The sequence below is a fragment of the Mycobacterium ostraviense genome, assembly GCF_002705925.1.
GTDB classification, from domain to species: domain Bacteria; phylum Actinomycetota; class Actinomycetes; order Mycobacteriales; family Mycobacteriaceae; genus Mycobacterium; species Mycobacterium ostraviense.
The window spans coordinates 2,600,606-2,614,636 of the sequence record NZ_NKRE01000001.1; the positions used below are offsets into that span (position 1 = coordinate 2,600,606).

A 14,031-nucleotide genomic window follows, 5' to 3' on the forward strand; every position below is an offset into this window, starting at 1 on the left:
GAATCTAGCCCGCGGCGACGTTGGGACCCAGGTTCGGGCCGGTGTCACGCTCCGCGGGCGCGCCCTTGAGGCCGTGCCAGAACAAGTCGATCATCATCTCGGCCGCCTCGTCGACGTCGATGTCGCCGACGCTGAGCCGGGTCCCCACCGCCTCGCCCGCCCCTACCAGCGCAACCGCCATCATGTCGATTTCGGCGTCAGACCGCGGGCTGCGGGTCCCGGCGTGCAGCATCCCGGCGACCAGGTCGATGATCTGCTCACGTCCCTCGCGCACCGTCTGGGCGAACGCTTGCGAGCTGGTGGCCTGCGTGTACATCACGATCCACGACGCCCGGTTGGTGTCGATGTAGCGCAGGAACGACACGATGGCGTTGCGCAGCAAGTCTTTTGGACTCACGGTCAGGTCGATGTCGGCGCGCAGCGCGTCGATGAACCGGTTCATCTCACGGTTCAGGCAGGCGCCGAACAGATCCTCCTTGGAGCCGTAGTACAGGTACAGCATCGGCTTGGAGATTTGCGCCGCGGCGGCGATCGTGTCCATCGAGGTCTCGTGATAGCCGTTTTCCGAGAACATCTGTACGGCGGCATCCAGCATCTGCTGCTCACGGACAGCACGCGGTAGCCTCTTCGTACCACCTGCCATTGCCGTGCACCCCTCCAGCCGGTCAATCCGACTCTAGGGTAAGCAATGCCGGGTCAAGCTAATGACCACAGTTCGGGGAGACGTTCTTCATCGCGGCCACCCGCACCACCGATTCGTCGATCGCGGGCATCTGCAATTCGCCCGCAGCCAACGCGTGTTCCAACCGGTCCAGGACGGCGGGCACCTCTTTGGTCGTGACCCACAACGCGATATCGGTGCCGGCCTGCAAGGTGCGTAACACCGCCTCGGCCACCCCGTACCGGTCCGAGATCGCGGCCATGCTGGACAGGTCGTCGCTGAACACCGGGCCGCCGAAAGCAGGCCCGCCATATCCGGTGCCGGTGCGCAGCAGGTCCACCGCGGCCTTGCTCAGGCTGGCCGGTTCGCTGCCGGTCAACCCGGGAACCTGCAGATGGCCCACCATCACTGCGACCGGGGTCTGGGTCAGCAGGGTGCGGTAGGGCACCAGGTCGCTGGCCACCAGCTCCCTCAGCGGCGGCGTGGTCACCCCGCCGGAGTGCGAATCGCCCGAGCCGCGCCCGTGGCCCGGGAAGTGCTTGAGCACCGGCAGCAGCTCGGCATCGCGCAGCCCCTGCGCGTAGGCGCCGGCGTAGGCGGTGACCTTATCCGGATCCGAACCGAACGAACGGTCCCCGATCACCGTGTCGTCGGGCGCGTCGGTGACGTCGACCACCGGCGCGAAGTCGACGGTGATACCCAGTTTCTTCATCTGCCGGCCCCGCTCCAGCGCCACATCGTGGACCTGGGCGACGGTTTGGGTCTGGGCCAGCTCCCGGGCCGACGGACCCCGGCCACCGAGCAGCGAGTGCAACCGCGACACCCGGCCGCCTTCCTCGTCGACGCCGACGGCCAGCGGCAGCGGGCCGGCGCCGGCGGCGATCTCGGCCAGCGGGCCGTTCACCATGGACAGGTCGGTGTCACTGCCGATCAGGATGCCGCCGACGCGATAGCTGCTCACCACCGCCTTGGCGTCGGCCGCGTCGCGCACCCCCACCATCAGCAGCTGGGCCAGCTTATCCCGGGTGGACAACGACGCCGGCACCGCCGTCGGGTCGGCACACACCCGCGGTGCCGGAGCGGCGACCGGGGGCGGGCCGGGCGGTGTGCTCGACGCCGTCGTCGACGACGATCCGGTCCGGCTGCCGCCGTGGCCGCAGCCGGCCACCAGCGCCGAGACCGCCGCAAGCACCGTCAGGGTGCGCGGAAAAGCCATCCGGACATGCTGTCACGGTGGTGTTTCGGCGCCGGGTTCGGGGGCAACCACTGTTACGTTGTCGACCGGCCCCGTAAGACGACCCCGACAGCCATGAGACCGCGTTCTGCTAGGTTGGCGGCTAGGTTTTTCCCGTCAGGACCGCACGCCTCAAGGAGCCAACGATGAACCGGATCGTCGCGCCCGCCGCCGCGAGCGTGGTGGTTGGTCTGTTGCTGGGCGCGGCCGCAATCTTCGGTATCACCCTGATGGTGCAGCAGGACACGAAGCCGCCACTGCCCGGGGGCGATCCGTCGTCGTCAGTGCTCAACCGGGTCGAGTACGGCAACCGTAGCTAATCCGGCGGCGTCGGCTTCGAAGCTCAGCGCGGCGGCGCTAGCGGCAGACCCGCCGGTGACGCCGCTGTCCCGCCAGTGGCTGCTGTTGGTCGGGGCGGTGTCGCTGACGCTGACGTTCGCCCAGTCACCCGGCCGGGTCTCCCCCGACACCAAACTCGATCTCACCGCCAACCCGCTGCGGTTCCTGGCGCGCGCGACGAACCTGTGGAACAGCGAGCTGCCCTTCGGCCAATCGCAGAACCAGGCATATGGCTACCTGTTTCCGCACGGGACGTTCTTCCTGACCGGCCATCTGCTGGGCATCCCGGGCTGGATCACCCAGCGGCTGTGGTGGGCGGTGCTGCTCACGGTCGGCTTCTGGGGTTTGCTGCGGGTCGCCGAGGCGCTGGGCATCGGCAGCCCGCCATCGCGGGTGATCGCGGCGGCGGCGTATGCGCTGTCGCCGAGGGCGCTGACCACGCTGGGGTCGATCTCGTCGGAAACGCTGCCGATGATGCTGGCGCCGTGGGTGCTGCTGCCGGCGATCCTGGCCCTGCGGGGCGCGTCGGGCCGATCGGTACGAGCGCTGGCGGCCCAGGCCGGTGTGGCGGTGGCGCTGATGGGCGCGGTGAACGCCATCGCGACGGTGGCCGGTTGTCTGCCCGCGGTGATCTGGCTGGCCTGTCACCGGCCCAACCGACTGTGGTGGCGCTATACTGCGTGGTTGCTGGTGGCGCTGGTGTTGGCGACGCTGTGGTGGGTGGTGGCGCTGCGTCAGCTGCGCGGGGTCAGTCCGCCGTTTCTGGACTTCATCGAATCCTCCGGCGTGACGACGCAGTGGTCGTCGCTGGTGGAGGTGTTGCGCGGCACCGACAGCTGGACGCCGTTCGTGGCGCCCGACGCGACCGCCGGGGCGCCGCTGGTGACCGGGTCGGTCGCAACCCTGGCTACGTGTCTGGTGGCGGCGGCCGGGCTGGCCGGGCTGGCCAGCCCGGCGATGCCGGCCCGCGGCCGGCAGGTGACGATGCTGTTGGTCGGGGTGGTGTTGCTGGCCGTCGGCTACAGCGGTGGGCTGGGTTCGCCGCTGGCCCACCAGGTCCAGGTGTTTCTGGACGCCGGCGGCACGCCGTTGCGTAACGTGCATAAGTTGGGGCCGGTGATCCGGCTGCCGCTGGTGCTGGGCATCGCGGGGTTGCTGGGCCGGATTCCGCTCCCGGGTAGTGCGCCGAAGGCGTTGTGGCTGAGTGCTTTTGCCCATCCGGAACGCGACAAACGGATCGCGGCGGGAGTCGTCGTGCTGACCGCGCTGGCGGTCAGCACCTCGCTGGCCTGGACCGGGCGGCTCACCCCGCCCGGCACCTTCAGTGCGATACCGCGGTACTGGCATGAGGCCGCCGACTGGCTCAACGCGCATAACGCCGGGACACCGACGCCCGGGCGGGTGCTGGTGGTGCCCGGAGCGCCGTTCGCCACCCAGGTATGGGGCACTAGCCACGACGAGCCGCTACAGGTGCTGGGCAGCAGCCCGTGGGGGGTACGCGACTCCATCCCGCTGACCCCGCCGCAGACCATCCGGGCGCTGGACTCGGTGCAGCGCTTGTTCGCGGCCGGACGCCCATCGGCCGGCCTGGCCGATACCCTTGCGCGCCAAGGCATTTCATATCTGGTGCTGCGTAACGATCTGGACCCCGAGACGTCGCGCTCGGCACGCCCGATCCTGGTGCACCGCGCCATCGCCGGCTCACCCGGGCTGGCGAAGGTGGCGGAGTTCGGCGCGCCGGTGGGCCCCGGCTCGCTGGCCGGGTTCGTCAGCGACAGCGGACTGCGGCCGCGCTATCCCGCTTTAGAGATATACCGGGTCGGCGAGTCGCTTTCGGCTGGGGCGCCCTACTTCGTCGACACCGACCGGCTGCCCCGCGTCGACGGCGGGCCTGAGGTGCTGCTGCGTCTTGACGAGCGGCGGCGGCTGTCGGGCCAACCGGGGCTGGGTCCGGTGCTGCTTACGGCCGACGCCCGTGCGGCCGGCCTGCCGGCACCCCTGGTGACACTCACCGACACTCCGGTGGCCCGTGAAACCGACTACGGCCGGGTGGACCAGCACTCCTCGGCGATCCGGGCCCCCGGGGACACCCGGCACACCTACAACCGGGTGCCCGACTATCCGGTCCCCGGCGCCGACCTGGTGTACGGGGGATGGACCGGTGGCCGCGTCACGGTGTCGAGCTCGTCGGCGGATTCCACCGCCATGCCCGACGTGGCCCCGGCTACCTCGGCGGCGGCCGCGATCGACGGCGACTCGGCGACCGCCTGGGTGTCCAACGCCCTGCAGGCCGCCGTCGGGCAATGGCTGCAGGTGGACTTCGATCATCCGGTGGCCAACGCCGTCATCACCCTGACGCCGAGTGCGACCGCCGTCGGCGCGCAGATCCGGCGCATCCTGGTCGAGACCGCCACCGGCAGCACCACCCTGCGGTTCGACGAGGCGGGCAAGCCGCTCACCGCGGCGCTGCCCTACGGCGAAACGCCCTTGGTGCGGGTCACCGCGGCCGCCACCGACGACGGGTCCGCCGGGGTGCAGTTCGGCGTCACCGACCTGGCGATCACCCAATACGACGCGTCCGGGTTCGCCCACCCGGTCCAGCTGCACCACACCGTGGCGGTACCCGGGCCGCCGGCGGAGTCGACGATCGCGCGCTGGGACCTGGGATCCGAACTGCTGGGCCGGCCGGGTTGCGCGCCGGCGCCCGACAGTGTGCGCTGCGCCGCGTCGATGGCCCTGGCGCCCGAGGAGCCGGTCAACTTCAGCCGCACACTCACCGTGCCGCACCCGACGACGGTGACCCCGACGGTGTGGGTGCGGCCCAGGCAGGGGCCCAAACTTGCCGATCTGATCGCCGAGCCGGACACCACCCGCGCGCACGGCGACTCCGATGTGCTCGACGTCCTGGGCTCGGCCTACGCCGCCACCGACGGCGACCCCGCCACCGCGTGGACCGCGCCGCAGCGGGTGGTGCAGTACAAGTCGCCGCCGACCCTGACCCTCACCCTGCCCCGGCCCACTGAGGTGGCCGGACTGCGCCTGCTGCCCAGCCGGTCGGCGTTGCCCGCCCATCCGACGATGGTGGCCGTCGACCTGGGCGACGGGCCCCAGGTGCGTGCCGTCGATCGCGACGGCACGCCGCAGACGCTGTCGTTACACCCCCGGGTCACCGACACCGTCACCATCAGCCTGCTCGACTGGGAAGACATCATCGACCGCAACGCGTTGGGCTTCGACCAACTCAAGCCTCCCGGTCTAACCGAGGTGACCGCGCTCGGCGCCGACGGCAGCCCGATCGCGGCCGCGGACGCCGTGCGGAACCGATCCCGAGAGATCACCGTCGACTGTGAGCACGGCCCGGTCATCGCGGTGGCCGGCCGCTTCGTGCACACCTCGATTCGGACCACGGTGGGCGCGCTGCTGGACGGCGAACCGGTTGCGGCGCTGCCCTGCGAACGCGAGCCCATCTCGCTGCCGGCCGGCCAACAGGAGCTGTTGATCGGTCCGGGAGCGGAATTCGTCGTCGACGGTGCCCAGCTGACAGCTCCGGAAGCAGCCGAATTACCCACCGCCACAACGGTTCCCGCGTCAACCGGGGTGTGGGGGCCGGGCCGTCGGGAAGTGCGGACGCCCGCCTCGGCCACCTCGCGGGTGCTGGTCATTCCGGAAAGCATCAACCCCGGCTGGGTGGCGCGTACCAGTAGCGGCGCCAGGCTGACTGCGGTCGCGGTCAATGGCTGGCAGCAGGGCTGGGTGGTGCCCGCCGGCGATCCCGGCACCATAACCCTCTCCTTCGCGCCCAACTCGGTGTATCGATCGGGCCTGGCTTTCGGGCTTACGCTGCTGCCGGTGCTAGCCCTGCTCGCGTTCTGGCGGCGGCGAGGGAAAGACCTCGGCCATGCGGCCGTACGCCCTTGGGTACCCGGGCCGTTGGCGGCGGTCGCGGTGCTGGCGGCCGGCGCGGCGATTGCCGGGGCGGCGGGAGTGGCCGTGGTAGGCGCCGCCCTCGGGCTGCGGTATGTATTGCGCGACCGAGAACGGTTGCTCGGCTGGATCACCGTCGGCTTGAGCGCGGGTGGTCTGATTCTGGCCGGGGCAGTATTGTCTCGTCATCCGTGGCGCTCGGTGGACGGCTACGCCGGCCATTCAGCGAGTGTCCAACTGCTGGCCCTGATTTCGCTCGCGGTGTTGGCCGCATCGGTGTCGATGCGGGCTAGAGATGGGAGTCCCGGACAGGGCCCCGAACAGGAGACTTGACGTGGAGTTCTTTCGAAGCACCGGGCCAATTGCCATGGCGCACCGGGGGTTTACCTCGTTCAGGCTGCCCAAGAACAGCATGGCGGCGTTTCACGAGGCGGTGAAGGTCGGGTTTCGCTACCTCGAGACCGACGTTCGCGCCACCCGCGACGGCGTCGCGGTGATCCTGCATGACCGCCGGCTCCCGGTTGCGTCCGGAGTGCCGGGCGCGATCGACCAGTTGTCCTGGCGGCAGGCCAGTGCGGCGGATCTGGGCTCCGGAGAACCGATTCCGACGCTCGAAGAACTCCTTGTCACCTTCCCGGACGCGCGGGTCAATATCGACATCAAAGCCGAGTCGGCCATCGAACCGACCGTCGCGGTCATCGAGCGGTTGAAGGTGCACGACCGGGTGCTGATCGCGTCGTTTTCCGACCGGCGTCGCCAGCGGGCGGTGCGTCTGCTCACCCAGCGGGTCGCCAGTGCGGCGGGTACGGGTGCGTTCATGGCGTTCATGGCGGCCCGGTCGGCGGGCCGCCGGGCGTATGCGCAGCGGCTGCTGCGCGACAGCGACTGCGTGCAGTTGCCGCCGCGGCTGGGTGGCGTGCCGGTGATCACGCCGGCGTTGCTGCGGGCCATGCATGCTTCCGGACGTCAGGTGCACGCCTGGACGATCGACGACCCCGCGACAATGCATGCGCTTCTCGACATCGGTGTGGACGGCATCATCACCGATCGCGCGGACCTGCTCCGTGAGGTGCTGACGTCACGGGGAGAGTGGTAGCGGCGCGGAAACTGTTGGCTACCGGTTTGCCGACTGGTTAACTGGATACGCGGTCACCGTCCGAGGAGTACTGCCATGGGATGGTTTTCGGCGCCCGAATACTGGCTGGGCAGAATGCTGCTCGAGCGGGGCGCCGCGGTCATCTACCTGACGGCGTTCGTCGCCGCCGCGCGGCAGTTCCGGGCACTCATCGGAGAGCAGGGAATGCTGCCGGTGCCACGATATGTGGCCGACAGATCCTTCTGGCGAACACCGAGCCTCTTTCACCTTCGCTATTCCGACCGAATATTCGCCGGCGGGTGCTGGTTCGGCGCCCTGCTGTCGGCGGCCGTCGTCGCCGGTGTGGCCGACCTTGTCCCGTTGTGGGCCGCCATGCTGATGTGGCTCACACTGTGGGTGCTGTATCTGTCGATCGTCAACGTGGGCCAGGTGTGGTACGGATTCGGTTGGGAATCATTGCTACTCGAAACCGGATTCCTGATGATCTTCCTGGGCAACGCCCGGGTGGCACCGCCGATTCTGACGCTGTGGCTGGTGCGCTGGCTGCTGTTTCGGGTCGAGTTCGGCGCGGGTCTGATCAAGATGCGCGGTGACCCGTGCTGGCGCAACCTCACGTGCCTGTACTACCACCATGAGACGCAACCCATGCCGGGGCCGCTGAGCTGGTTCTTCCATCACCTGCCCAAGCCGCTGCACCGGATCGAGGTGGCGGGCAACCATTTTGCGCAACTCGTCGTGCCGTTCGGATTGTTCGCCCCGCAACCGGTCGCCAGCATTGCCGCGGCCGTCATCATCGCCACCCAGCTGTGGTTGGTGCTGTCGGGAAACTTCTCCTGGCTCAACTGGCTGACGATCCTGCTGGCGTGCAGCGCGGTCGACCACTCGTCGCTGGCGACGGTGCTGCCGGTACCTGCTCAACCCGCGCTGGCCGGGCCGCCGCTGTGGTTCACCGCCCTGGTCTTCGTGTTCGCCGCGGCGGTATTGATTCTGAGCTACTGGCCGGCACGCAACATGCTGTCCACCCGGCAGCGGATGAACATGTCGTTCAACCCCTTTCATTTGGTGAACACCTACGGCGCATTCGGCAGCATCAGCCGCACCCGCCACGAGGTGGTGATCGAAGGAACCGCCGAGGACGAGATCACCGGCGACACGGTGTGGAAAGAGTACGAATTCAAGGGCAAGCCCGGCTCGGTACGCCGATTGCCGCGGCAATGGGCGCCCTACCACCTTCGCCTGGACTGGCTGATGTGGTTTGCCGCGATATCTCCGGGCTACGCGCTGCCCTGGATGACACCGTTGCTGACGCGGCTGTTGCGCAACGATCGGCCGACGCTGAAGCTGTTGCGGTGCAACCCGTTTCCGGATGCACCACCGCGATACGTGCGTGCTCAGCTTTATCGGTACCGCTTCACCACTTTTGAGGAGCTGCGGCGCGACCACGCCTGGTGGCATCGCACATTGGTGGGTAGCTACGTGCGGCCGATGTCGCTCGGGAGAGTGACATCCCCGCCCGGGTGAGGGGTCGAATGACATCATGGTGAATGTGACCATCTGGTTAGTCACCTGGGCCACACCTGTTTCTCCGTCGGTGGACATCCATTGTGCCCACCTATCCGCGACAACGAGGCATCGCGCTGCTCCCCGGCTTGCGACGTCGTCACGGGATTATCGATACGGTCGACGGATGACCTTCGTCGTGTCGCTGCACATCCGGCCACGTCTAGGGTTGTCGGCGACGTCCCGAACCGCCGAGCCAGCGAGGTCCGTTTCCTCCTTGGCGGACAACTGCATATCGGTTGCCCGGCCGTCGCGGGGCAGCTCCGCGGTAGCGTCGCTACTACAAGCCCTGGATGTTTGTGTCATCGGAAATGCCGCACCAACCGACCGGATAGAGGGGACATGACAGAACCGACCGTCACCAACGCCACCCAAAGCAAGCGTTACGAGATCAGCGCCGACGGCGAACGGGCCGGGCTGACCGCCTATGTCGACACTGCCGACACCGGCGGCCAGCGCATCTTCTACCACACCGAGGTCGACGAGAAATTCGCCGGCCGCGGCCTGGCCAGCACGCTCATCGCCGCGGCGCTGGCGGACACCCGCGCCGCGGGAAAGCGCATCGTGGCGATCTGCCCGTTCGTCGCCGCCTACGTCGACAAACACGACGATTACGACGACATCCTCGACCCGATCACTCCGCAGGCGCACGCGGCGGTGCGAGCTCGGGCTTGAATTCTTCAGCCGAGTCCCGCGTCCGTAAGCAGCCCCGACAGTCCCTGTTCGCGGCAGCGCGCGACGACCGCGGGCGCCAGGGCGTTGGCGTCGTCGGTTCTCCCTGTGGCCCTGAGCGTTTCGACCAGCAGCAGCTGCGCACCCAATGCCGCCCAGGGCCGTCGTGCGCCGTCGATTCCGGCTAGCAGCTCAGTGGCACGCCGGCATGCCTGCTCCTGATCGTCTGCCGAGGCGCTCCCCGACAACAGCCGAATAGCGGAGTCCTCGTCGAGTTCGGCGATGATCGTGGCGATTCCGTCGCCCCGGGGAGCCTGACGAATGGTGCGGGTGGCGCGCAACCGGACGGCGACCTCCTGCGGGATCTCGATGCCCAGCCGGATTCGCTCGTTGTTGACGGCCGCCGCCAGCCGCGGCAGCCGCAGCCGCTCCGCAGCCGCCATGCCATCGGTGAGGCGATCGATCGCGGTGCCGCGATCCCCTTGCACTGCCTTGACTCGTGCGCCCGTCACGTACCTGGCGATCATGGTGTCGACACCGGCTCCCACGGATTCCAACTGGTAGCCCTCGTCCAGCAGACGGGTGGCCTCCGCCAATTCGCCAGTCTGGTAGAGCAATTCGCCCAGAAGAGCGCAGGCGAGCCGCACGGCGTAGGAGTGCTGTCCCGCCGTCGCGCCCATCTCGTAGGCTTCCCGGAAATTCCTCAGGGCGCCGGGAATGTCGAGCGCATACCTGGCCACGATGCCGCCGAAGCAATGTGCGTAGACGCCGGCGAAGGGGCCCATCATCTCCTGGTAGGGCTCCGCCCACGCGAGCAGTCGATTCGCGGCGTCGAACTCGAAACGGTGGACTGCGGCGAACGCTGCCAGGCTTCCCGCCACGCCGCCCACCCGCGGATGGAAGCTGTCCGGCCGTGCCAGTGCCTCGGCTACCAGATGATCGATGGCGTCCACCCTGTCGGCGAAGACCTCGCCGACTGCGCGCAGCACGTCGGCCTCCACCCGCAGATCTGCCCGCGTCACGTCGCTGAGGTCCGCGCGATCCAGGGCCGTCTCGAATGACTTCAGCGCCGCGGCGGCTGGCGCCAACCGTTGCAGCAGAACGTTCGTCCACGCCAGGGTCAGCTGCAGCCGCGCTCTCGAAACCACCAATCGCGGCGGCAGTTTCTTGACGATTTCCAGCAGCGTCGTCATCTTCGACTGCTCGAGCAGGTTGGTCTCGTCCTGCTCGACCAGGTCGACCGCGCGGGCGGGGTCGCCCGAGGCCAGCGCGTGGTCGACGGCTTCGTTGAGGTGGCCGTGTTCGGCGAACCAGTCCGAAGCCGCGCGATGGAGTTGACCGACCCGGTCGGGGTGATCACGTTCGAGCCGGTGGCGCAGGAACTCGGCGAACAGGTGATGGTAGCGAAACCAGCTCGGGTCCTTGTCGATTCGCTGCAGGAACAGGCCGCGCTGCTCGATGTCTTCCAGCATCGCCTGCCCACGCGGCACCTCGGCCAGCGCGGACGCCAGCCCACCACAGGTGCGCTCGGTGATCGATGTCGCCAGCAAGAACTCGAGCAACTCTGGTTCCAGGCTGTCCAGCACGTTCTCGGCGAGGAAATCGCCGATCATCTCGCTCGCACCGGACATCCGGCTCACCAGGCTGCCGGCGTCGGCGCCGCCGCGCAGCGACAACGCCGCCAATTGCAGCGCGGCCACCCATCCGTCGGTCGAGGTGGTCAGTGCCCGCACGTCGCCATCCGGCAGCCGCAGGCCATCGACATCGTTGAGCAGCGATCGGGCCTCGTCTACGTCGAACCGCAATGCATCACCGTCGATTTCGACTAGTTCATCGCGTATCCGCAACTTGCTCACCGGTAGTCCGGCGCGCGACCAGCTGGTCACGATGACTTGCAGATGATTGCAGCCGCGCTCGAGCAGAAAACCGAGCGCGCCGATGGTCTTGGTATCCGATACCCGGTGCCAGTCGTCGATGACCACCACCAGCCGGTCGTCATTCTGGTGTATCTCGTCGATGAGCGCGGTGAGCACATATCGGGCGGCGTCGTCGCCGTGCTCGTCGAGCACCTGCCCCAGCGACGCGGCAAGCGCCGGGCGAACCTGCCGGATCGACTCGAGTAGGTGCGCCAGAAACCACACCACGTTGTTGTCGTCGTCGTCGATGGTCAGCCAGCCCACCCCAACCGGGGGCCGCGAAAGCTCCTCGCGCCACTGGGCCGCCAGCGTGCTCTTGCCGAAACCGGAGGGCGCGTGGATGAGGACCAGCCGTCGCCGCCCACCCGCCCGCAACACGTCGAGCAGCCGGTTACGGACAACCAGCGATCGGGTCGGAACCGGCGGTCGGTACTTCGTCGTCGGGGTCGGCGGTGTCGGCGTGGCTCCGGTGTCCCGCCGCACCGCCGAGGGGGCCACCGGCGACGTCCGGCGCTCCACGCCCAGGTCGACGGGTAGGGCCATCTCGTCGACCGCGACACCGCTGGCGCGCTGAACCCCGCGCAGCTCGTCACCGAACGCCGCCGCACCCGGTGGGCGCGCCGCGGGATCGCGCGCCATCGCCCGTTCGATGACCGCGGCCACCTCATCCGGCAGTCCCTGCTCCCGCAGATCCGGTACCGGCTGCGACGTGATGCGCAGGAACTGAGCGATGACCTTCTCACCGCTGCGGCGCTCGAATGCGGCGTGCCCGGTTAGCGCGCAAAACAGCGTAGCGCCAAGGGAATACAGATCCGATGCCGGTGTGGGCGTCTTGCCTTCGAGCACTTCGGGCGCGGTGAACGCCGGCGAGCCGGTGATGATCCCGGTGGCGGTCTGGAAGCCGCCGGACATCCTGGCGATGCCGAAGTCGGTCAGCTCCGGTTCGCCGTACTCGGTCAGCAGGATGTTCGCCGGCTTGACGTCACGGTGCAGGATGCCGGCGCGATGGGCGGCCTCGAGTGCACCGGCCAGCTTCACGCCGACGCGCAGCGTCTCACCCCAATCCAGCGGCCCGTGCCTACGGATCAGCGATTCCAGCGAATTCTTGGCGTGGTAGGGCATGACGATGAACGGTCGGCCGCTCACCGTGGTGCCGACCTGCAGGATGGTCACGATGTTCGGATGGCCGGAAAGCTTGCCCATCGCATGCTGCTCACGCAGGAAGCGATCGAGGTTCTCCGGGTCCAGGTCGGTGGTCAGCACTTTGACCGCGACCGTACGGTCCAGCAGCGGCTGAGCGCACCGGTAGACGACGCCGAAACCGCCCCGCCCGATCTCGGCGACGTCGTCGAATCCCGCCTCGCGCAATTCCGCGGGGATGTCGGGGACCAGGCCCCGCTGCGTCGGGTGCGAATCGACGTCGACCATCGCCGGTGACTATCCTCCCCAGGGAGCCTGTTGAGCTCCGCTGACACTGACACCCTAGCGCCGATTGCGGTCAGCGAAAACGGGATGGGAGCCAACGCAAAAACGCGCTGCGGTGCCCGCCAGGTGCTTGATACGGCAATCCGTGCGCCATCATCTGCCGGGCTCAGGACCGACTGGCTCAGCCGAGTGCTGCCGCTTAGCGGCAACCGCTCCTCGCGCGGGCTGCCCGAAGTTGAGGCAAACGCCCCACGCGACCGCGGCGGCTGCGGACCGATGATCAGGGCAGCGCGGCCGGGGTGGCCGTAACCACTGCATAAGAGGTACGCGGTGAACACGATCTCGACGATGAGGACGGGCCATCATCGACTGGCGGACGGATCGTTGCTCAGGGTGGACATCGAGTTAGGCCGCTGGGTGGGCAGTCTCTACACACCCGACATGCAGGTCATCAGATTATCGGCACCGACCTAGAGGTTCACGCGTGGGCCGTTCGGACGATAGCGCAATAGCCGACCCGCGGCGCGAGCATAACCGCTATCCAGCAAGAGAGGTCGGATTGGCCGTCGAGGCGGGCGAGTTCCCGCAGTGCGTCGACCTCCGGCCGCATTGCCCGGTCGAATCGCATGAAGATTCTCGCGCAGCTCCATCAGATCCCATCGATAGCTCGCGATCCGCTCTGCGAGGTCCTTCTGTGACTGGGCGACCAGCGCCCTGATCTCGTCGGCCGTGGCGTCAGCGTCGATCCGGTAGGTCACCTTGATACCGCTGAAACCATTGCGGACGGTGGGATCCGCCCCGAGGATACCGAGAAGGTCTTCCCCGGCCTCGACGGTGGCGCGCACCGAGCGTAACTGGATCCCACGCCGCTGAGCGATCGAGGCGATGCCGGCGGTCAGGCAGCCGCCGAGCGCAACCAGTACGTATCGACGGGGGCGGCGCCGTTGTCATGCCCGGCAAACGCCAACGGATGATCGATGTCGTAGGTGAACGGCGTCTTGTGGTGCTGCTCCTCTCCCAAGCCGCAAAACGTGTCGATGGTGGCTCGACTGTGGGTTCCGTTGACCCAGTGATGATTTGCACGCCACTCAAATTGTGCCAATTGTGGTTTCCCGGCCAATGTGGTGTGGGCTCCGAGCAGGGCGTCGACGTTGACGCCGTTGTCGATGGAAGCGTTCGTGGTGGTCATGGCTTTCCTTGCTGT

The 14,031-nt window shown here is 68.1% G+C and carries 10 protein-coding genes; 5 read left to right on the plus strand and 5 right to left on the minus strand.

What is annotated here, in order from left to right:
* Window positions 1-4: 4 nt before the first annotated feature.
* Both CDN38_RS11895 and CDN38_RS11900 read right to left on the minus strand, forming a co-directional pair.
* Window positions 5-643 (minus strand): TetR/AcrR family transcriptional regulator, encoded by a 639-nt coding sequence (locus CDN38_RS11895; RefSeq protein ID WP_075509652.1) that lies wholly within the window; start codon window positions 641-643, stop codon window positions 5-7.
* Between the two features lie 58 nt (window positions 644-701).
* Window positions 702-1,877 carry a glycoside hydrolase family 3 N-terminal domain-containing protein gene (locus CDN38_RS11900; RefSeq protein ID WP_099318973.1) on the minus strand — a complete coding sequence of 392 codons (1,176 nt, stop codon included), beginning with the start codon at window positions 1,875-1,877 and terminating at the stop codon, window positions 702-704.
* A gap of 164 nt (window positions 1,878-2,041) precedes the next feature.
* Between CDN38_RS11900 and CDN38_RS11905 the strand changes: the two genes are divergently transcribed.
* From CDN38_RS11905 to CDN38_RS11925, 5 genes are all read left to right on the plus strand, one after another.
* Entirely contained in the window at window positions 2,042-2,215 is a 174-nt protein-coding gene (locus CDN38_RS11905; protein ID WP_023369784.1) for a DUF2613 domain-containing protein, read from the plus strand.
* Window positions 2,216-2,270: 55 nt separating this feature from the next.
* Window positions 2,271-6,491: an alpha-(1->3)-arabinofuranosyltransferase gene (locus tag CDN38_RS11910; protein ID WP_099318974.1), complete on the plus strand. Its 4,221-nt coding sequence runs from the start codon at window positions 2,271-2,273 to the stop codon at window positions 6,489-6,491.
* Between the two features lies 1 nt (window position 6,492).
* Window positions 6,493-7,254, plus strand: a complete 762-nt coding sequence (locus CDN38_RS11915) for a glycerophosphodiester phosphodiesterase family protein (RefSeq protein ID WP_201258253.1) — start codon at window positions 6,493-6,495, stop codon at window positions 7,252-7,254.
* 75 nt (window positions 7,255-7,329) lie between these two features.
* Window positions 7,330-8,775 carry a lipase maturation factor family protein gene (locus CDN38_RS11920; RefSeq protein WP_075509655.1) on the plus strand — a complete coding sequence of 482 codons (1,446 nt, stop codon included), beginning with the start codon at window positions 7,330-7,332 and terminating at the stop codon, window positions 8,773-8,775.
* Between the two features lie 381 nt (window positions 8,776-9,156).
* Window positions 9,157-9,489: a GNAT family N-acetyltransferase gene (locus tag CDN38_RS11925; protein ID WP_075509656.1), complete on the plus strand. Its 333-nt coding sequence runs from the start codon at window positions 9,157-9,159 to the stop codon at window positions 9,487-9,489.
* Window positions 9,490-9,494: 5 nt separating this feature from the next.
* Here the strand turns inward: CDN38_RS11925 and CDN38_RS11930 are convergent, their stop codons facing one another.
* The 3 genes from CDN38_RS11930 to CDN38_RS30700 all read right to left on the minus strand — a co-directional run bounded on the left by CDN38_RS11930 (window position 9,495) and on the right by CDN38_RS30700 (window position 14,016).
* Window positions 9,495-12,830: a serine/threonine-protein kinase gene (locus CDN38_RS11930; protein ID WP_075509657.1), complete on the minus strand. Its 3,336-nt coding sequence runs from the start codon at window positions 12,828-12,830 to the stop codon at window positions 9,495-9,497.
* Between the two features lie 467 nt (window positions 12,831-13,297).
* Window positions 13,298-13,747, minus strand: a complete 450-nt coding sequence (locus CDN38_RS30695; protein ID WP_306316106.1) for an OsmC family protein — start codon at window positions 13,745-13,747, stop codon at window positions 13,298-13,300.
* Complete coding sequence (locus tag CDN38_RS30700) at window positions 13,723-14,016, minus strand: hypothetical protein (RefSeq protein ID WP_075509659.1); 294 nt, start codon at window positions 14,014-14,016, stop codon at window positions 13,723-13,725. The genes CDN38_RS30695 and CDN38_RS30700 overlap by 25 nt, the downstream gene beginning before the upstream one ends.
* Window positions 14,017-14,031: the final 15 nt, after the last annotated feature.

Coding starts and splice junctions, on each gene's coding strand:
- CDN38_RS11895 (WP_075509652.1), bottom strand. CDS start 643: ATGGCAGGTGGTACGAAGAGGCTACCGCGTGCTGTCCGTGAGCAGCAG.
- CDN38_RS11900 (WP_099318973.1), bottom strand. CDS start 1,877: ATGGCTTTTCCGCGCACCCTGACGGTGCTTGCGGCGGTCTCGGCGCTG.
- CDN38_RS11905 (WP_023369784.1), top strand. CDS start 2,042: ATGAACCGGATCGTCGCGCCCGCCGCCGCGAGCGTGGTGGTTGGTCTG.
- CDN38_RS11920 (WP_075509655.1), top strand. CDS start 7,330: ATGGGATGGTTTTCGGCGCCCGAATACTGGCTGGGCAGAATGCTGCTC.
- CDN38_RS11925 (WP_075509656.1), top strand. CDS start 9,157: ATGACAGAACCGACCGTCACCAACGCCACCCAAAGCAAGCGTTACGAG.
- CDN38_RS11930 (WP_075509657.1), bottom strand. CDS start 12,830: ATGGTCGACGTCGATTCGCACCCGACGCAGCGGGGCCTGGTCCCCGAC.
- CDN38_RS30700 (WP_075509659.1), bottom strand. CDS start 14,016: ATGACCACCACGAACGCTTCCATCGACAACGGCGTCAACGTCGACGCC.